Consider the following 20,216-nt stretch of genomic DNA (forward strand, 5'->3'; position numbering starts at 1 on the left):
GTGAAACTTAAAAAAGGTCTCAATCTAATGTTATTTCTCAAGCGAACTGTATCAGCTAGGTCAGCCGTCATAACGTGGTCTATCAAAATCAAGCCAGCCAATAAGATGCTGGCAGTCAGCGCTCTAGCTGGCATGTTGAGTTTGAGCGCTTGCCAGACTGCGCCGACTGCATCTACCGCGATCAAAACGGTACCGACTCAAACGCTGCCATCATCGCAAACAGCTAAAGCCCCCATAGCGACTGTGACGCAAGCGCCCATTGTCAGAACAGAGGACGAGGACGACTACCCCATTGAGCCTTATAACTCCTATGAACCAGCCGAATCAACCAATCCATTGACTCAAGAGACGCCTGTATTTACACCATCTAATCCTGTGTTGACCCAACCTGATCCAGTTATTATCATCCCTTCGCGTGATGACTACATCATCTCTGAGCCGTCAGCACCGTCACACAACGAATTGCTAGAACAGGCAAGAAAAAACTCGCAGCAACGAACACAGCAAGCTACCACCAACAATAGCAACCTGCCAGCATTTCGCAATTTGATGCAAGCAGGTATCAGTCAACTAAAAGCTGGCAAACTGACCAATGCTGAAAACAGCTTTACCCGTGCACAGCGCCTAGCACCTAAATCTTCTGCGGTATATTTCTATTTGGCGCAAGTAGCATTAAAAAAGAACCAGCCGCGCAAGGCAGAAGCCATGGCACGCCGTGGTCTGAGTGTTTCTCAAGATACCAGTCGTCGTCGCGCGCTGTGGCAAATTATTTTGCAATCAGGACAAGCCCAAGGCAACGCTCGCGTCATCAGTGAAGCGAAGCAAGCCTTACGCTAATATCAAGACATACCGAAGTGAATAGATACCAAGTGATAAACTTGGTATCTATTCACTTTTTATATTCTGTACCCGCATCATTTATCCAAAATAGACATTCATTTTTAATTAAGGTTATCGTTATGGCATGGCAACAACTGCATTTACAATGTGAAAAAGCAAACGTCGATTTGGCTGAGGCACTGCTCCTAGAAGCAGGTGCATTATCCATCGCCTTAGACGACGCAGGTGACCAACCTCTATTTGAGCCCTTACCTGGTGAATCACCGCTATGGGATGAGGTTATTTTGACAGGGCTATTTGATGCGACCACCGATGCTGGCAGTCGTCAGGCAGTCGAGCAGCTCAGTCATGAAATCGCAGCACAAGTGCAAGCCACTCGTATCTGGCTCACGGCTGTCGATGATAAAGATTGGGAGCGCGAATGGATGAGCAATTACCATCCTATCGAATGTGCTAATAATTTATGGATTGTGCCCAACTGGCTGACGCCGCCCAATCCTGAGGCGACTAATATTATTATGGATCCTGGCCTAGCTTTTGGTACAGGCTATCATGCCACTACCCGCTTATGTCTTGACTGGTTAACAGAACAAGATCTAAAAGACAAAGTGGTGATTGATTATGGTTGCGGTTCAGGTATTTTAGGCATTGCTGCTTTGTTATTAGGTGCACGCCACGTGTATGCCGTCGATATCGACCCACAAGCAGTGCTGGCAACCAATCAAAATGCCGCACGCAATCACGTTGGGGATCGCCTGCAAGCGTTTTTACCAGAAGACTTCACTGACTACTGCGCACAAAATAATGTGTTACCTGTAGACGTAATCGTTGCAAACATTCTAGCCAAGCCGCTTATTGGCTTAGCGCCTTACTTCGCCACCTTAATCGCACCAAAAGGTCGCATTGTATTAGCCGGTCTAATAGAGTCACAAACCGAACAGGTAACGGCGGCTTATCAACCTTATTTTGCGCTTGATGCAAAGCATGCTTTTACAGCGCAAGAAGACCAACATTGGCAGCGTTTATCTGGTACATTTACAGGCTAGCAACATTTAATTACATCTGTTACGATAGAGGGCAGTCAAATGTCATGCATTTGACGCCACTCTGTCCTTACTCATCATTTATGGACATTTACAGCTAATATTTAAAGCTGATACAAAAGGCAGTATTAGCACTATAGGCAACTATTAGCGAGTGGCTAAGCGGTATTGATAACCATAATTTTTTGGATTCGACCCTATGACCACGCCCATAAAAACTCAGTGCCCTCATTGCCAATCTTGCTTTAAAATACAGCAAACACAGTTGAATAAAGTAAACGCCACTGTTAGCTGTGATCAATGCCAACAGAGTTTTTTGGTCAATAAACATCTTATCCTCACTGCCGATGCTGTCAGTACTTCCGCGATTCAAGAAAATACAACGACTGACACCAATACGCTAGCCGATTCAAATGGACATCCTGCACAAACCGCTGACAATCATAATAAAAATCAACATGCAGTAGGTGCTGCTAAGTCACCACTCACTCCTCCATACTCAAAAAATGCTTCATCTGATACTTTAATTGAGGATGATTTGATTCATGACGGCTTAATCTATGATGATATGGATAGCGATGAACCAGAAGAAAGCGTTTTGGAGTATGATTCTCTAGATAGTATGGATGCTTGGCTGACTCAAGCAAGTAATATGAACAATAGCAGTTATACTTCTACAGCAGACAACCAACCACCAAGTAACCTCTCTAAAAAAACAGATAAAAACAACGCGTCATCAGCGAAAGTATCATCTGATGCTACAACAGAAAATTCCTCATCAGCACAAATGGCGCTCAGTTCAGCAGCCGCTAATGATATTCATGCCAATGTGGATGATACTGCGGACAATTCTTGGCTCGAAAAACTCCTAAAAGAACAAAATAAAAGCGAAGAGGTTCGACAAGACGATACCGATTTATCACAACTATTGCTCGATATGGGTGTACCACTGAAAGATGAAGCGCCAACCTCCGAAGAGCGTGTGAGAAAAGCACAAGCAAAGTTTACACCTACGCCGCAGAGACGTTCTATCGCATCCTTACTATGGACACTAGGATGCTTAGTATTAGCACTGCTGCTTTTTGCTCAATACGTCATTTTTAACCTAGAAACTTTGATGAAAAACCCAGTGCATGCAGAGCGCTTACAATCAGTATGTGCAGTCGCTGCCTGTAGTTTACCTAGTGCCGATCTAACAGCATTCACGATTACCAACCTTAATCATAAATCGAGTAAGATTAAGATGGATGGAAAGTCGAGCGATGTCAGTGCCACATTAAACAATCAAAGTGCCAAAGCACAGCTGTATCCGAATGTTAAAGTCAGCGTATACGGCGCACATGATATGATTGGAGAATTCATCGCCACGCCAGCTGATTATCTATTAAGCAAGCAAAGCCAATTAGCGGCGAACAGTAGTCGAAACATATTATTTACCATCCCTGTTGCTAATAGACAAATTCGAGAAGTGACTATAAGTCCTTTGTATTGAATGGATAATTACCAACAAAATACTGTCTATCTATAAACAACCTCGTCTCTTAAAACTTCAGCCGTCAGAAAAACGTAGGCAGGTCGCAAGTTCAGTAGTGATGCAAGTGCGACACAGCCAGTTATATTTTGTGGCAATGTTATAATAGTAAGCATATACCCTAGTCATACTGCTGCCAATATAAGGTTAATCTGTCAGCGCTAAACGATATTAATTTGATATAATACCCTGATATCTTATGGTTTGACTCTTTCCAATCCCAAGGACATTATCTTATGGCACCTCATGCACAGCATAATGCCAGTCATTTTGCCACAAGCTCTGAGCATCCTGCCGATTATAGTACAGCTAACCATCATTCAAATCGTCATGTTGACTCCTCATTAGACAGCGATGCAAGCCACCGGCATGAACCACTGCGCGTACATGTGGAGCGTGTGGTACGACAGTACTTCGCGATGCTAGGTGATGAGACGCCGACCGACTTGTATGAGCTTATTTTAAAACAAGTTGAAGAGCCGCTATTGTCGGTTGTCCTTGAAAAAACGCGAGGCAATCAAACCAAGTGTGCACAAATCTTAGGTCTGAATCGTGGCACTTTACGCAAAAAACTCAAAACTTATGACTTAATGTAGCATCTGCTATATGCATTTCTCTGTCTTTATTACCAATCATTATGTATGGCAATTTAACGTTATTGATGCTATCCACCATGATATTGTCTGCAAAAATTGTCATTGTCACCTTGCCAGACGTTTACGTCAGGCTTTTTTTATGGAACTTTTCTTATGAGTACAACCCCACTTGCTCTATTGTCAGTCTCTGATAAATCTAATATCGTTGAATTTGCGCAAGGCCTTATTAAGTCAGGCTTTGGCTTACTGTCTACTGGCGGTACTTATCGTTTACTCACAGAAAACAATGTTGCTGTGACCGAAGTATCCGATTACACGGGTTTCCCTGAAATGATGGATGGCCGTGTCAAAACGCTACATCCTAAAATTCATGGTGGCATCTTAGGACGCCGTGGTACAGACGATGCCGTCATGAGTGAGCACGCGATTGAGCGTATTGATTTGGTTGTCGTGAATTTATATCCGTTTGCTGAAACCATTGCTCGTGCGGATGTCACCATGAACGATGCTATCGAAAACATCGACATCGGTGGTCCTACGATGGTGCGTTCTGCGGCGAAAAACCACGCTCATGTGGGTATCGTGACTGATCCAGCAGATTATGAGCGCATACTTGCCGCTTTAGGTGATGGCACCGAGCTGACACCTGCTTTGCGCTATGACTTAGCGGTTAAGGCTTTTGAGCATACTGCACAGTACGACGGAATGATTGCCAATTTCTTAGGTAGCCGTGTCAATGAAAACCAGCAACCTGAGAATTTCTCACGTACTTTTAATGTGCAGCTCGAAAAAGCACAGGATCTACGCTACGGCGAAAACCCACATCAAAACGCTGCTTTTTATACAGAAAACCATCCGCTAAAAAGCCAACAAGCCTCTATAGCGACTGCTAAGCAACTACAAGGTAAGGCACTGTCTTATAACAATATCGCCGATACTGACGCTGCCCTTGAGTGCGTCAAAGCCTTTAGTGCACCTGCTTGCGTTATCGTTAAGCATGCCAATCCTTGCGGTGTCGCTGTGGATAACGATCAGGTAACCGCTTATAACACTGCCTTCAGTACTGATCCTGAGTCTTCTTTTGGCGGCATCATTGCTTTTAACCGCCCATTGACGTTGGCAGCTGCTAAAGCCATTATCGACAACCAGTTTGTAGAAGTTATTATTGCACCAAGCATCGAAGATGGTGTGCTTGAAGCGACAGCTGCTAAGAAAAATGTCCGTGTCTTGGTGTGCGGCGAACTGCCAGCGCCAGATCAACGCGATAGTCAGCTTGACTACAAGCGCGTCAACGGTGGCCTGCTAGTACAAGAGCAAGATCTTGGTTTGATTACAGCCAATGACTTAAAGATTGTCACTGATGTACAGCCAACAGAAGCGCAAATCGCTGATCTATTATTCAGCTGGAATGTAGCAAAATACGTCAAATCCAATGCGATTGTTTATGCCAAAGGTCAGCGTACTATCGGTGTTGGTGCTGGTCAGATGAGCCGTGTCAACTCAGCGCGTATCGCTGCTATCAAGGCTGAGCACGCTGGATTGGCTACTGAAGGTGCTGTTATGGCATCAGATGCCTTCTTCCCGTTCCGTGATGGCATCGATAACGCTGCCCAAGTCGGTATTGCTGCTATTATCCAGCCAGGTGGGTCTATGCGTGATGATGAAACCATTGCTGCGGCAAATGAGCATGGCATCGCGATGGTATTCACTGGTATGCGTCATTTCCGCCATTAAATTGTTCCGTATCACTTTGAATAGTAGCATTGATAGCAGTATTGAATTTCGTATCGCTATTAATGCTAAATCTTTATGATTAGGACTTACGCAAAATCTAATAGACATTGCTAATCTCAAGAATAACGTAGTAGCATAACAGTCATGAAAAAGCCCAAAGTAACCCGACTAGATTATTGCCAATATCTCATGGTGAGTCAAATAAACTACACCATTACCAACTATGCGGACCATCATCCTGAGAACATCAGCCATGACCGTATCAACCGTTACCTTAAAGGCGACAAGCTCAAACCTCGTCTAGTATGGGAGCAAGTCAAACAAGACCTTGTCGCCGATGCTGAGGGTTACTTGCTCTTTGATGATACTGTATTGGACAAAGACCATAGTCACAAGATAGAACTGGTCAACCGCCAGTACAGTGGTAATGCCAAACGCTTGATTAAAGGCATTGGCCTTGTGAACTGTATTTACGTTAACCCGCATACCCAGCAGTATTGGGTCATTGACTACCGTATTTACGACAAAGCCATCGATGGTAAAACTAAGCTTGATCATTTAAAAGATATGCTACAACACACTATCGAATACAAGCAATTGGCATTTAAAACGGTACTGATGGACAGCTGGTATGCTACCAAAGACATCATGCTCACTGTTGATGGTTTAGATAAAATCTTTTACTGCCCGCTTAAGAGCAACCGTTTGGTTGATGACTCCAAGGGACAACGCGCATATACCGCAGTCAGTGCTTTACAATGGACTGAGGCCGAACAAGATAATGGCAAGTTAATTAAGATCAATAAGTTCCCTAAAGACTATAAAGTGCAACTGTTTCGGGTAGTGGTGAGTACTCACCGCACGGATTGGGTCGTGACCAACGATACCACTCAAACTCATCGTGATGACGTACAACAGGTGTGCGCCATACGCTGGAAGATTGAGCAGTTTCATCGTGAGATTAAGCAGTTAACGGGTATAGAATCTAATCAGTGTCGCAAAGCACGTATTCAGCGCAATCATATTTGCTGTTCTATACTGGTTTGGATTTGCTTAACTCGTATTGCTAGGCAAATAAAGAAAACGGTGTATCAGTTAAAACATGGCTTACTTGATAACTATCTGTGCGAGCAATTACGCTCGCCTGAATTGGTGGTTGCGTAAGTCCTAATGATAAAAGTAATACTCATTAAAAAAGCCACTGTAGACAGTGGCTTTTTTATGCTTCAAACTTGAGAAGATTATTTAGAAAGAATGACTAAGTAAGTATCTCAAGTTTTCCTTAATAGCTTTATTTCTAACGCCCTTGCGCGTTTGCTATATTGGCGTCATTAACTTCAACTTTATATACCAAGCGTAGATAATCCAAGTAATCTTGTAGCTGATCTTGCCCCAAGTTATCACGAATGATGGCAGCCGTTTGTGCTCTTTGCACATCAGATAATGGCGACTGCTCCTCTGTTTTAATACGATCACCGACCAACAAAGTCGCGCCCATCTCAGTCTCACTGGCAATAGCAACGACGCCATTATTAGCTGCTTGCTGACTAAAGGCCAGTCCGCGTTCTTTCTCTGTCAATAGAGTGGTTTGGCGATTCACTTCACCTAATGATTGAAAACGTACTGGCTGTTTATTGATATCAGCAGGCGTTTTAATACCAGCGGCTAATTTCTTCGCCTCTTTTAGCGCCAATGCCGTGGCCTTTTCTTGACGTAATATCTGAGTGATTTTTGGCGTAGCAGCAGCTAAGCTAAGCGTTTTCGTAGGACGATAGTTGCTTGGTTGCACCCATACCGTCCCGTTACCAACCTCGATACCTGCGGTTACTGCCTGATCTTGAATCGTAAACTCATCAAAAGCCTGCTTAATCACTGCTGGTTGTGATAGCTCCGATTTGTTGTTTTCTTTACGATAATCCTTGATACGTTTTAGCGTTACGTTCTCTTGCTGAGCGATGTCCTCGATACTAAAGCCATCTGCTGCCAAGTCATTAATCGCTGTCACTTTATCTGCATAGATTTCTTGACGCTTATATTCTTTCGCTTTTGCTGTCAGCTCTGCACGCATACTTTCTAGGCTTGGGATTTTACTACCGTTATCTTCGGTTACGGTAAATATCTGGTAGCCAAAGCTAGTCTTAATAGGTGCTGTTACATCACCCACGCTTAAGCCCTCTAAAGCCTGCTCAACTGCTGCGGCATCATTACCAAACACAGAGGGATTAAAGGTACCAATATCGCCACCTGTTGCTCCTGATGGATCATCTGACTCGGTTTTAGCCAATGCCGCAAAAGACTCACCTTTATCCAAGCGAGCTTTGATTTTGGTCGCTCTGGTCTTCGCGTCTTTACCCGTTAATAGGATTTGACTGATCTTACGTTCATCGACGACCGCTAGCCCTTGCTTATAAGCTTCATATTGCTGCTGCAAATCCTCTTCCGTAACCTCATTCACTTGAATGGCTTTAGGACTTAATTGCAAATATGCCAAATCTACCATCGCCGCACTTTTTAGTGTGTCTTTATTGGCATCATAATAGGCTTGTATATCGCCTTTGCTTAACTTGACCTGATCTGCATAATCTTGCCAATTAAATCGATGCAGCCAGATATTGCGCGACTCAAGTTGTAAGTCAATCAATTGACTGACCGCTTGCATTGGATATACTGCCGTGCCAACGATACTGGCATTGAGCTGATCAAGGCTTAACTGATTACGGAACTCAGAAAATAGCTGATCTTTCGTCATACCACGCTGGCGCAAAAAGTTTGAGAATTGCTCGTTAGAGAAATTACCTTCTGCGTCCTTAAAAATTTCTTCTTCACGCAATAGACGATTAATCGTGTCATCAGAGACTGTCATACCAAGCTTGCCCGCTTGCTGCTCCAATAGCGTACGATCAATGAGACCTTTGAGCACCTGCTCGTGCAATACATCTTCATTCAATAGACTGGCATCATCAACTTGTTCTAGTATTTCAGTACGACGGTTATTTACGGCAGTCTGATACTCGGACAACCCTACGCTTGCTTCACCCACCTGAGCGACTTGGTTGGGATCGACCCCACCTCCAAAATAGCTTTCGACACCCAATAGAGCGAGCGGCGATAGGCATAAAATCAATAAAATGCGACCTGGCCAGCTTTTTAAGAAATCGCGCAATTTATCCATAGTTATCTCTGCTTTATAAACCTATATTGATGAAAAACCATTGTAATATTACTATTAATATCAACGCTATCTAAGCAGGCAATGGTAAGAATAAGAACGTGTGAATTTGATATAGAACAACAAGACTGAGTAAAACAGCCTTATTTGAACAACGCATCTATCGCGCGCCCTATGATACGTGATTTTTGATGCAGACTCAAAATATTCACGTGGTATGATACAAACTATAGCGATAAAAAAAGCACCTAGATATTAGGTGCTTTTTTATGATTCATACCATGACTTATTAGCCATGCTATAAACCATATGATGCTTTACTATTAGTAAATGCCGTATTCATTCGTATATTACGTCGTTATACAGCATCTACTTTTAAAAGAACGGCTTAGTTTAAACGCTCTTTTAAGTTTTTACCTGCTTTAAAGCTTGGTACTTTGCTTGCTGGAATGCTAAGCTCTTCACCCGTCTTAGGGTTACGGCCAGTACGTGCTTTACGGTCTTTTACGCTGAAAGTACCAAAACCAACCAATGAGATGCTATCGCCAGCTTCTAGCGCTTCACCAACACTTTCCATAACAGCATTCAATGCATCGCCAGCTTGGGTTTTGTTTAGGCCACTTTTGTCTGCGATGCTATCAATTAATTCTGACTTATTCATAAAATTTCCTTCAAGTTTAAGGGGGATAATAAACGCTCACGCCAAGCATTGTAACGCTCTCATAGCATTTAAGCAATAAAAACTGCCTGACTGGCGTATTAACAGGTTTCGCTTTGTTATCGTCTTTATATCAAGGCAGCATAAGGAGCGCAAGCGATTTTACATATTTTTGCCTACTGTACTACGTATTTGACACTCAATGTTACGCAAAGCCTCTGCAACGGTTATAACTGCTAGCAACCTTGGCTTTTTCTAACGTTGACTTAGCTAGTCAACCTCTATACTGCCTGATCGTTCAAAGAGATGTTATCTCGTACTGAGGCATCGCCAGTCATAAATATCTGTGTCCTTGTTGATTACCAAATTGCAAAGTAATAATTTTCCGACTGACAGAAACTAGCGTTACTTTTTATTATAAAGGCGTTACTATAAGCAAAATATCACTGCACCTTTTGGGTCAATTTTGACTCTTGTTTGTCTTTTGCCTCTAATTTACCAAATATAAAACGGATTATTTACATGAAGCGTTCTACGTTGTCTCACTCTTTTCTTAATATCATTCTGGTGTTCATCGAGTCGGCGCTGACACTATTGTTACGTTTAGATCCCGAACTACGTAAGGCCGCTTACCCACTTGCCAAGCAAGGTACTGTCGTGGCGCTACGCTTGTATCTACCGCATGTTGAGGTGTTTGCCACGTTTAGCACCAAAGGCGTATTATTAGACGCAGAGTTACCTATTGACCGCAGCGAACCTGACGTCATTATTAATGCTTATAGCATCCAAGTGATCAATGCGATCACCACTCATGACAGCGAAACCACCGAAAAACTACAAATGCGCGGCGAGTCTGTTCAAGTACAGTTGGTCAAGCAGTTTATTATGCAGCTCGGTCTTGGCAGCTTAATTCAAGGTCTTATTAAAAAGATAAAAGGTGGCAAAGGTAAGACCAAGCCGTCTGATGCTGAAATGGCCGAAAAAAAGGATCACTATAAGCTGCGCATCAAAGAGCAACAAACCCAAATAAACACCTTAACTATTAAAAACCGTGAGCTTGAAATCACGGTTAAAGAGTTACAGAGCAAACAAAAAACGCTGATAATCGTCACCGTGGCTGCTCTCGTCATTATGATCGCAGCCATTATCGCGCTATTGATGAATTAATGTCGCCAACGACGACTTATCAATGACAGCTTACCAATGACGGCTGCTTACTTTACCAAACGCGTTTGATGCCGATTAAGGCATATTAAGCGCTTAATATACTAAGCGCTTAGATGACTGGGGCGTATTGAACATTCAGCACGCCCTAATATAATTGATAGTCGTTAAAGAAAAAACTTAGAACTCAAACCTCAAGACTGTATTTTAGTATTTCAAAATTTTAGTATTTCAAAAATGCTAGGAATCAATGTTCTCAATCTTATAGTCCCTCCTTTTAATACCATTGTTTTTATCAATCATGGTGATAAGCTCGATTAACCATTCAACCACACTTTAATCTTGACTAAATTACTCAGGATTAAGTATAATTGGCTTAATCGTTGCACACATCGGGTTCATCATCTGCTGTTTAATAACGATAAGACACAACTTAGCGGTTATGTGATTTCATCAGTAGCTTTCATATTGCGCTACAAGCTGCCACCACTATCATTTTGCTAAGGTCGTTGTTAAATAAAAATGACTTAAAAGTTTGGAGATAACACATGCGTTTGACTACTCGAGGCAGATATGCCGTTACTGCGTTACTGGATTTGGCATTACAAACCAGCCAACAAGACACTGCAGTCTCCTTATCTGATATCGCCAAGCGGCAATCGATTTCTATCTCTTACCTTGAACAACTGTTTTCCAAACTTCGTAAGCGTGGTCTAGTCACTAGCATCCGAGGTGCAGCAGGCGGCTATCATCTAGCTAAACCGTTGCATGAAATAGATGTCATGAGCATCATATCTGCCGTCGATGAGTCGGTTAATGCGATGCAGTGCGAAGGACGTGGCGACTGTCAAGGTGGTACAATGTGCTTAACCCATGATTTATGGTGTGCACTGTCCAATCATATCGAACAGTACTTGAAAAATATAACATTAGCGCAATTATTAGACATGGAAAATGTGCAGTCAGTGTCAGAGCGTCAGCACAGCTCTACCAAAGAGATTTCCATAAAAGATATCAACACTATTACCCTATCGAACAGCGAGGCAAACCCAGCATGAGCCAACATAACAACCTTATATACTTAGATTATGCCGCCACTACCCCAGTTGCAAAATCAGTAGCTGCTAAGATGAGCGAGTATCTGACAGTAGATGGCATCTTTGGTAATCCAGCCTCGCGCTCGCATGGCTATGGCTGGCAAGCAGAAGAAGCGGTAGAAACAGCGCGTCAACAAGTGGCTGAAGTCATTAATGCTGATCCACGCGAAATCGTCTTTACCTCTGGTGCAACAGAATCAGACAACCTAGCCATTAAAGGTGCAGCGCACTTTTATCAATCTCGTGGTAAGCACATCATTACCAGCAAAATCGAACATAAAGCCGTATTAGATACGTGCCGTGAGCTTGAGCAGGAAGGTTTTGAAATCACTTATCTTGAGCCGCAGCCAAGCACTGGGCTAATCCTACCAGAGCAAGTTAAAGAAGCATTACGTGACGATACTATCTTAGTATCACTCATGATGGTAAATAATGAGCTCGGTACGATTACTGATGTCGCTGCCATTGGTGAAATCACTCGTGAAGCGGGTGTGATCTTCCACGTCGATGGCGCACAATCTGTTGGTAAAGTATTGATTGACCTTGAAACCACGAAGATCGATTTGATGAGCTTCTCAGGTCACAAAGCCTACGGTCCTAAAGGTATTGGCGCATTATTTGTTCGCCGTAAGCCACGTATCCGTTTGAAAGCAGAGCAGCATGGCGGTGGTCATGAGCGCGGTATGCGTTCAGGTACATTACCGACGCATCAAATCGTTGGTCTTGGAGCAGCATTTGCTTTAGCTAATGAGCGTTATGAAGAAGACCATGCACATGCAGCTAAATTACGCCAAAAACTGTGGGACGGTCTACAAGATATCGAAGAGATCTACCTAAATGGTGATCTTGAGCACAGCGTGCCTAACATTGTAAACATCAGCTTTAACTTCGTTGAGGGCGAGTCTCTCATGATGTCACTCAAAGACTTAGCCGTATCATCAGGCTCAGCCTGTACATCAGCAACGCTTGAGCCATCATATGTATTACGCGCTATTGGTCGCCCAGATGAATTAGCACATAGCTCAATTCGTTTCAGCTTCGGTCGTTATACCACAGAAGAAGATATCGATACTGTCATCAAACAAATGCATGAAGCGGTCGATAAATTACGTGCTTTATCACCACTTTGGGATATGTACCAAGAAGGTGTTGATTTAGATTCAGTCGAATGGGCTGAGCACTAAAATTACCGAAAGCAACGACATAGTTATCAAACAGAACCATTAAACGATTGATCAGACACTTATAAATCCAGTTTTTATAAATACGGTTTTTATAAATACCGTTTCTATTAACTAAATGTTTGACCCCAATTATCGATGAGTAGTTAGACATTTAAAGTCAGTAATTGACTGCTCATCATCTAACTAGGAGAAAACCCCATGGCCTATAGTGACCAAGTTATTGATCATTACGAAAATCCACGCAACGTCGGCAATCTTGATAAAAATGCCAAAAACGTTGGTACTGGTATGGTTGGTGCCCCAGCTTGTGGCGATGTAATGCGCCTACAGATTCAAGTTGATGATAACGGCATCATTGAAGATGCACGCTTTAAAACTTATGGCTGTGGTTCAGCAATCGCTTCAAGCTCGCTCGTGACTGAGTGGCTAAAAGGCAAAAGCTTGGATCAAGCGGGCGAAATCAAAAACAACGATATCGCGAAAGAGTTGGCCTTACCACCAGTAAAAGTGCATTGCTCTGTACTTGCTGAAGACGCCATTAAAGCCGCTATTAGCGACTATAAAGGTAAGCATAGCGCAGCAGTAGAGACAGAAGAAGCGGCTAGCTAAACCTATTAGCGTAAGCATTGTACTTCTAAGTACACGGTCTTAATGGCCGTACTTTAGTAGTCGATGTATTGAACAGCTACTAACGCTAAAGAGGTGACAATAACGCTAATGTAATTGTCACCTCTTATTTTCTAGTGATTCTTAACTGGTCGTTATTAAGATTTTTTTGGCAAGTGTGCTATTTTCATTGCCAGTTTATACAGATTTTTTTGATTGATATTTATTATTGATAGTCAATGGGAGTTGGCATGATTGAAATGACAGAACGCGCCGCTCAGCATGTTCGAGACTTTTTGGACAATCGCGGCAAAGGCGAAGGCATTCGAGTGGGTATCCGTACTGCGGGTTGCTCAGGCTTAGCTTACGTTTTAGAGTTTGTAGATACCCCTGATGAAAATGACACGCGTTACGAAAGCCGCGGCGTTAACATCTTTATTGATCCTAAAAGTTTGGTGTATTTAGATGGTTTGTTGATGGACTACGAAAAAGAAGGCCTTAACGAAGGCTTTAAGTTCACCAATCCCAATCAAAAAGGCGAATGTGGTTGCGGCGAGTCTTTTACCGTTTAATGCTTCAAAGGTTGAAAACCCTTGAGCTTAGAGTTTCCTGACTCTATATTTAAGCCACAGTAGATATGTTCTCAGCTAAAGAAAACTTTCAAAATAAACAACAAGCAAGGCGTATGATATGACAGACATTACTGCAGAAGCCCAGTTTGATAATTTCTTTGCCCTATTTGAGCAGCCTGTACAGTTTGAAGTCAATCAAGAGAGTCTCGATCAGCATCTACGTCTGCTACAAAAACGCTATCATCCTGATAATGTCACCAAGAATCTAGCCAATACTACGCAAGCGCAACAGCAGTCTGAGCAGGCCTCAGCGTTAATCAACCAAGCCTACCAAGCGCTAAGTGCGCCTGATAGTCGTGCTAGCTATCTACTAGACATGGCAGATCAAGCACAGAATCTAGAGCATTCAATTGCAGACTTGGACTTTTTAGAAGATGCGATGCAGATGCGCATGGATTTAGATGACGCTATCGAGGGTAAGGATCGTGCGACATTGCAACAACTACACCCTCAAATCACCGAACGACTGGCAAAACAGTCTAAGCGTTTTAATGATGCTTACCAAAGCCAAGATTGGCAAACGGCGATTGATGCGACACAAAAACTAAAATTCTTAGTCAAATTAAATGCTGACGTGACTACTGGTATCGATGAGTTAGCAACTGCTGAGCATTCAGATGATGATGATTTATACGTCTAACTAACTGACGTATAAGCTTGTTAATTTATTTTATATGCCAAATTTATTTATAAATGCTATTAGCTTATGACGCTTATTTGAAAACTATATTATAAGCGATGGTTAAAATAGTCACAGCGATGCCGTATAATCCCTTATTTTAATCACTTTTAATCGCTAAGTATCTTCGTTTTCACGTGCATACAACGCAGTTAAACTACAATAGTGCGCTTATCATATTTGTTCCATTTCACTTATTAATTTTATCTCTTTCATTTTATCTTTGAGTTATCTTATGTCTTTATTGCAAATTGCCGAACCCAATCAAAGCGCCCAACCCCATCAGCATCGTTTTGGCCTAGGAATTGATCTTGGTACTACGCGCTCATTGGTCGCGGTAGTACGCTCAGGCAAGGCGCAAGTCTTAGAGGCAAGCGCAGCTACCGATACCTTATTACCTTCTGTGGTCTATTATCCAAGTGTAGGTAAGCCGTTAGTTGGCTCTGATGCATTAGCCCACTTAGCGGATGATCCAAAAAATACGATCGTCTCGGCTAAGCGTTTTATGGGTCGTAGTCAAGCTGATATCAAATTCTCTCATCCTTATGAGTTAAGCAGCAGCAAAGATGAAATGCCAGCATTTGTGACGGCTCAGGGTAAAGTATCGCCTGTTGAAGTATCAGCACGTATTTTAGCAGCGCTTGAGCAACGGGCAGCGAGCGCATTGCCTGCAGACAGTATCGAGGGTGCGGTCATTACTGTCCCTGCTTATTTTGATGAAGCACAGCGGCAAGCGACCAAAGATGCAGCTCAAGCAGCTGGTATCAATGTGCTGCGGTTATTAAATGAGCCTACGGCTGCTGCCGTCGCTTATGGTCTAGATCAACCGACGCAAGATGGCGACAAAAAAAGTTATTATTTAATTTACGATCTGGGTGGCGGTACTTTTGATGTCTCTATCTTAAAGCTGACTGATGGTGTCTTTGAGGTATTAGCAACGGGCGGTAATAGTGCGCTCGGTGGCGATGATATTGATCGTCTTATGACCAATTGGCTTATCAAACAATTAGCTATCGATCCTAAAGATGTGAATCGTCATGACAAGTCAATACTGGCGCAACAAGCCAAAGCTTATAAGCAAGCATTGACTGACGATGAACAAGTTGATATCGATATTACTGTGAATGAGCAATCTTACCAAGGTGTGCTTCGCCGTACAGATTTGCTGGCTATTGCAGAGCCAGTTAGCCGCCGTACATTGAGCGTATGCGAACAAGTCCTGCGTGATGCCAAGCTTTCGAGTGCTGATCTAGACGAAGTGATTTTGGTCGGTGGCTCTACTCGTATGCCTGCTATACAACAAGTCGTGACGGAGTTTTTTGCCAAGCAACCACTTTGTCGTCTAAATCCAGATGAAGTCGTGGCTTTGGGTGCTGCCCAAACGGCGCATCAATTGGTCAATGGCGATAGTAATAACAACCTACTATTGTTAGACGTAACGCCGCTATCGCTTGGTCTTGAGACCATGGGCGGCTTAGTTGAAGTACTGATTCCACGTAATACGCCTATCCCTGTCAAAAAACGCCAAGTGTTTACCACCTATCAAGATGGTCAAACAGGCATGGTGATTCATGTGGTACAGGGCGAGCGCGAGACAGTAGATAACTGCCGTTCATTGGGTCGTTTTGAGCTATATGGTATCCCGCCGATGAAAGCTGGATTTGCTCGTATTGAAGTGACCTTTAGTATCGATGCGAATGGACAGCTAACCGTCAGTGCACAGGAAACCACAACCAAGACAGAAAGTAAGATTGAGATTGTGCCTTCTTATGGGTTATCAGATGAGCAAAAAGAGCAATTGCTCGTCGCAGGATTCAAGCATGCAGAAGAAGATAAAAATACACGTTCTTTAATCGAAACTAAAGTAGAAGCGGAGCGTGAAGTATTAGCGCTACAATCTGCCCTTAAAGAATTTGCAGCCTTATTGTCGTCTGAGGAGCAACACTCATTGGCTGAGCAAATACAAGTGTTGCAAACAACGCTAAGTACTGATGATTTGGCACTTATCGAGGCACAGCAAGCAAAGCTCAAGCCTCACAGTGATGCCTTTGCTGCCCGTATTATGAATCAAAGCGTTAAAGCCAGCATGGCAGGCACGAATGCCCAAGATTGGTAGCAGATACATTTAAAATATGACTTAGTCACCATACTAAGCTCATTTCTTATATTTTTATTCTTTTAATTGATTAGCACTGGAAAGACGATTTATGCCAAAAATTACCGTACTACCGCATCATGAAATTTGCCCTGAAGGCGCCGAAGTCGAGCTAGAAGCTGGCAGCAACTTATGTAAAGCGCTATTGGAAAAAGGCATTAAAATTGAACATGCATGTGAGATGTCAAAAGCCTGTACCACATGCCATGTGGTCGTCCGTAAAGGTTTTAATAGTTTAGATGAAATGGATGATATTGAAGCCGATTTATTAGATCGTGCTTGGGGGTTAGAGCCTGACTCACGCCTATCTTGTCAGGTCATGCTCGATGATGAAGACTTAACCATTGAGATTCCTAAATATACGCTCAACCATGCAAAAGAAAACCACTAAACGCTAGAACACGTCCTAATATTACAGTTTACTTCATTAGATAAAAAAGCCAGCTATCATAATAATAGCTGGCTTTTTTGCGCTTGATTTTATAAACATTATTTTTGGATAATTATTTATGACGATTGTCATTGATTGTCATTACGTTTGCTTGCTGCCGCTATGTCAGTTGCCACTTTTTCTTGCTCCTGCTCGACACGTTCAAGCGCAAAATTTAAGCGTGCTCTGATATCTTGATAATCATTATCCTTCATATCTTTAAAATTTAGATGCAAATTAAAACCTGGTAATGTGTGATCAACCCACTTTGATAAATGACCTTTATACGTATCTGGATCTAGCACTTGCCATGCATTTACCTTGCTATCAAAACCCTTTAACTTGAACGCACCTGCATGCTGACAGTCATAATTATGACAGATATAATCGTAAGTACTCTCACTGACTAGTATCTCATCTTTACCAGCGCTTGACTCCAGTCTTGCCGCTAGATTGGCCTCTTTACCAATAAGAGTATAGCTTAGACGATTATTACTACCAAAATTACCAACATGGCAATAACCTGTGCTGATGCCGATACGAATGTACAACCCCTCAAAGCCCATCAATCGCCATTTCTGCCTCAAAGTTCGCATCTCTCGACGCATATCTATTGCCATTGCAATACAGTCTAAAGCATCTTGGCGCGCACCGCGACTATTTGGCTCACCGAAAAAGCAAACCATGCCATCACCAATAAATTTATCAAGTACGGCGCCATGCTTGTTTGCTATCAATGTCATACAATGCATATAAGTATTTAAGATATCAGCCAAATTGTCAGCGCTCAAACTATCTGACAATTCCGTAAAGCCAACGATATCTGAGAACATAATCGTCAGCTTAGCACGCTTATTAGCAACGATAACTGGGCTATCAGATTTTACGATAGGCTCCCAGACTTGTGGAGGTATGAAGCGCGTCAACTTATTAATGACGGAGACCATAGTGCTTAATCTCCCAACGGCCTGATTAGCACGAGTTTCATAACCAATATACTCTTGGTACACATGCCAAAACTGATACAGTATGACGATCATACTGGCTAATAATATTATTGGTGTGGTCCAGCCTTCGTGGCAATCTATGTCAGCACTGCTTAGGGTAACGCTAACATAATAGAAAACAATGAAGGTTATTACAGAGACGGCAATCAGTTTTAAATGATTTTCAGGGCTACTAATAATAATTCTGAGTGCTATGAGCGCGGCTAAGCTAAGCGAAATAACCGTGCAAAACTGTATCGACCCAATAACTACCGATAGTAAAATGATAACAATGTTAGACGTCCAAAAGCTTTTTTGGCGGCGATAGTTATAAATCAAAATCATTAAACTTGGCAGACAAACAATAACGAGCAGTGCCATTGAAGTAGGTCTAAAATTAAAATGTACAGCGAGGAGTATGACCGTAAGTATTAAAACGAAGACTTCTGGATAGTCAAATCGATAAATCCCTTCATTTTTTGAAGAGTGATTTGGTCTCAGCGTGTCTAAAAAAGGCATATGAAGTATTCGCTCACGTAAAACAGGCTATGTAAAAAATTAAAAGGCTTGAGGATAGCACACGCGTACTACCTGCCTCTATGCCAAGTTGTGTATAAAATTAATCAATGATTACATTATACTTTTTAAATGCAACAAAACCCATGTCACTGATAGCCAAAAGCCTACCACTCATCACTCATCTTGTCTTAATACGCTACCAAATCAGGATTATAAGACATATCATTTGAGCCAAACACAAAAAATCCAGATAATATTTATCTGGATTTCACATACTTAAAACCTATTAATATATAAAAATTAAGTCATGTAATAACCGAGCATAACGTTGGCACATAACCGTAAAACGACTAAGACACCAAAATAAGGCTTAACTTTAAACGTTTAGTCATTTTTCTAGTTATTTTGATGGGTCAATCGATGCCCAGTTAATTGATACCTAGTTAATCGAAGCCTAGCCAATAGAGTATCATTATCAATTTGCCAATCAACTTACCGACCTATTGCTACTCAGGTATTTATTACATTTGCCAGTCAAACGGCATTTGATGATGACCACGTAGCGCCATCATTAATGTCTGCTGCATCTGCGCCAGCACCTCTTTAGTATAAGGAATAGCAGGGACACCCCATACTGGATTTGGCCATTGCATGTCATTTTGATAGCGAACGATATGATGAAAATGTAGCTGTGGTACTTGATTACCGAGTGCAGCTACATTCATTTTATCAGCTTGAAATGTCTTAGCTAGCTGACTCGACAACCAGCTTGACTCACGTAAAAACTGTGTTTGATCGGCTTCAGATAACTCATATAACTCTTTGATACCTGATACACGCGGCACTAATATTAACCAAGGAAACTGGCAATCATTGATTAAACGACAAGTCGATAATGGGAAATCACCCACTAAAAAACTATCGGCAGCAAGTTTATGATGAAGTTGGAACATAATGACGGTTCTCTTGTTATGACACTCAGATAAAAGGAATATGAATCTAGAAAAGCAGAATTTAATTTACTAAAAAACAATAGGCTAAATATAGGATGTCGCTATTTTATCAGTTATCCGACCGATAAAATAGCGCTATGACTCATTGTCTTGACGTCCTACTTGAGCACCGGCTAGCTGACTTATTAAGCTGATTTAATCTACCGAAAATCATTGCTAACCTCTCAAAATGCCGAAATG

The 20,216-nt window shown here is 42.2% G+C and carries 18 protein-coding genes; 14 read left to right on the plus strand and 4 right to left on the minus strand.

Annotated features, from left to right (window positions below; genetic code table 11):
• The first annotated feature begins 27 nt into the window (after window positions 1–27).
• The 6 genes from INT03_RS14385 (at window position 28) to INT03_RS14410 (ending at window position 6,908) form a co-directional block, all read left to right on the plus strand.
• Window positions 28–837, plus strand: coding sequence for a tetratricopeptide repeat protein (locus INT03_RS14385; protein ID WP_193009463.1), 810 nt, complete (start codon window positions 28–30; stop codon window positions 835–837).
• A 122-nt stretch (window positions 838–959) separates the two neighbouring features.
• Entirely contained in the window at window positions 960–1,886 is a 927-nt protein-coding gene (gene prmA, locus INT03_RS14390) for a 50S ribosomal protein L11 methyltransferase (protein ID WP_193009464.1), read from the plus strand.
• 196 nt (window positions 1,887–2,082) lie between these two features.
• Window positions 2,083–3,375 carry a DUF3426 domain-containing protein gene (locus tag INT03_RS14395; protein ID WP_193009465.1) on the plus strand — a complete coding sequence of 431 codons (1,293 nt, stop codon included), beginning with the start codon at window positions 2,083–2,085 and terminating at the stop codon, window positions 3,373–3,375.
• A 275-nt stretch (window positions 3,376–3,650) separates the two neighbouring features.
• Complete coding sequence (fis, locus tag INT03_RS14400) at window positions 3,651–4,010, plus strand: DNA-binding transcriptional regulator Fis (protein WP_193009466.1); 360 nt, start codon at window positions 3,651–3,653, stop codon at window positions 4,008–4,010.
• Between the two features lie 153 nt (window positions 4,011–4,163).
• Complete coding sequence (gene purH, locus INT03_RS14405) at window positions 4,164–5,744, plus strand: bifunctional phosphoribosylaminoimidazolecarboxamide formyltransferase/IMP cyclohydrolase (RefSeq protein ID WP_193009467.1); 1,581 nt, start codon at window positions 4,164–4,166, stop codon at window positions 5,742–5,744.
• A 144-nt stretch (window positions 5,745–5,888) separates the two neighbouring features.
• Window positions 5,889–6,908, plus strand: a complete 1,020-nt coding sequence (locus INT03_RS14410; RefSeq protein WP_193009468.1) for a transposase — start codon at window positions 5,889–5,891, stop codon at window positions 6,906–6,908.
• A 133-nt stretch (window positions 6,909–7,041) separates the two neighbouring features.
• Here INT03_RS14410 and INT03_RS14415 read toward each other — a convergent pair whose 3' ends face one another.
• Both INT03_RS14415 and INT03_RS14420 read right to left on the minus strand, forming a co-directional pair.
• Window positions 7,042–8,916, minus strand: a complete 1,875-nt coding sequence (locus INT03_RS14415; RefSeq protein ID WP_193009469.1) for a SurA N-terminal domain-containing protein — start codon at window positions 8,914–8,916, stop codon at window positions 7,042–7,044.
• 385 nt (window positions 8,917–9,301) lie between these two features.
• Window positions 9,302–9,574 carry an HU family DNA-binding protein gene (locus INT03_RS14420; protein ID WP_045445077.1) on the minus strand — a complete coding sequence of 91 codons (273 nt, stop codon included), beginning with the start codon at window positions 9,572–9,574 and terminating at the stop codon, window positions 9,302–9,304.
• Window positions 9,575–10,093: 519 nt separating this feature from the next.
• Between INT03_RS14420 and INT03_RS14425 the strand changes: the two genes are divergently transcribed.
• The 8 genes from INT03_RS14425 to fdx all read left to right on the plus strand — a co-directional run bounded on the left by INT03_RS14425 (window position 10,094) and on the right by fdx (window position 17,479).
• A complete protein-coding gene (locus INT03_RS14425; RefSeq protein ID WP_193009470.1) occupies window positions 10,094–10,738 on the plus strand; it encodes a hypothetical protein in 645 nt (214 codons plus the stop codon).
• Between the two features lie 545 nt (window positions 10,739–11,283).
• On the plus strand, window positions 11,284–11,793 hold the full coding sequence (locus INT03_RS14430; RefSeq protein ID WP_045451863.1) for an Rrf2 family transcriptional regulator: 510 nt from the start codon (window positions 11,284–11,286) through the stop codon (window positions 11,791–11,793).
• The gene (locus INT03_RS14435; protein ID WP_193009471.1) at window positions 11,790–13,016 is read left to right on the plus strand and encodes an IscS subfamily cysteine desulfurase; all 1,227 of its coding nucleotides are present in this window, start codon (window positions 11,790–11,792) and stop codon (window positions 13,014–13,016) included. The genes INT03_RS14430 and INT03_RS14435 overlap by 4 nt, the downstream gene beginning before the upstream one ends.
• A 198-nt stretch (window positions 13,017–13,214) precedes the next feature.
• A complete protein-coding gene (gene iscU / locus INT03_RS14440) occupies window positions 13,215–13,625 on the plus strand; it encodes a Fe-S cluster assembly scaffold IscU (RefSeq protein ID WP_055124404.1) in 411 nt (136 codons plus the stop codon).
• Window positions 13,626–13,873: 248 nt separating this feature from the next.
• Window positions 13,874–14,194 (plus strand): iron-sulfur cluster assembly protein IscA, encoded by a 321-nt coding sequence (gene iscA / locus INT03_RS14445; protein WP_045445072.1) that lies wholly within the window; start codon window positions 13,874–13,876, stop codon window positions 14,192–14,194.
• 118 nt (window positions 14,195–14,312) lie between these two features.
• A complete protein-coding gene (hscB, locus tag INT03_RS14450; protein WP_193009472.1) occupies window positions 14,313–14,894 on the plus strand; it encodes a Fe-S protein assembly co-chaperone HscB in 582 nt (193 codons plus the stop codon).
• 274 nt (window positions 14,895–15,168) lie between these two features.
• A complete protein-coding gene (gene hscA / locus INT03_RS14455; protein WP_193009473.1) occupies window positions 15,169–17,049 on the plus strand; it encodes a Fe-S protein assembly chaperone HscA in 1,881 nt (626 codons plus the stop codon).
• Between the two features lie 91 nt (window positions 17,050–17,140).
• Window positions 17,141–17,479 (plus strand): ISC system 2Fe-2S type ferredoxin, encoded by a 339-nt coding sequence (fdx, locus tag INT03_RS14460; protein WP_045445066.1) that lies wholly within the window; start codon window positions 17,141–17,143, stop codon window positions 17,477–17,479.
• Window positions 17,480–17,607: 128 nt separating this feature from the next.
• Here fdx and INT03_RS14465 read toward each other — a convergent pair whose 3' ends face one another.
• Entirely contained in the window at window positions 17,608–18,885 is a 1,278-nt protein-coding gene (locus INT03_RS14465) for an adenylate/guanylate cyclase domain-containing protein (protein ID WP_226950209.1), read from the minus strand.
• Window positions 18,886–19,544: 659 nt separating this feature from the next.
• Window positions 19,545–19,976 (minus strand): HIT domain-containing protein, encoded by a 432-nt coding sequence (locus INT03_RS14470; protein ID WP_045445060.1) that lies wholly within the window; start codon window positions 19,974–19,976, stop codon window positions 19,545–19,547.
• Window positions 19,977–20,216: the final 240 nt, after the last annotated feature.

The sequence above is a fragment of the Psychrobacter sp. PG1 genome, from assembly GCF_014897815.1.
Taxonomy (GTDB): Bacteria; Pseudomonadota; Gammaproteobacteria; order Pseudomonadales; family Moraxellaceae; genus Psychrobacter.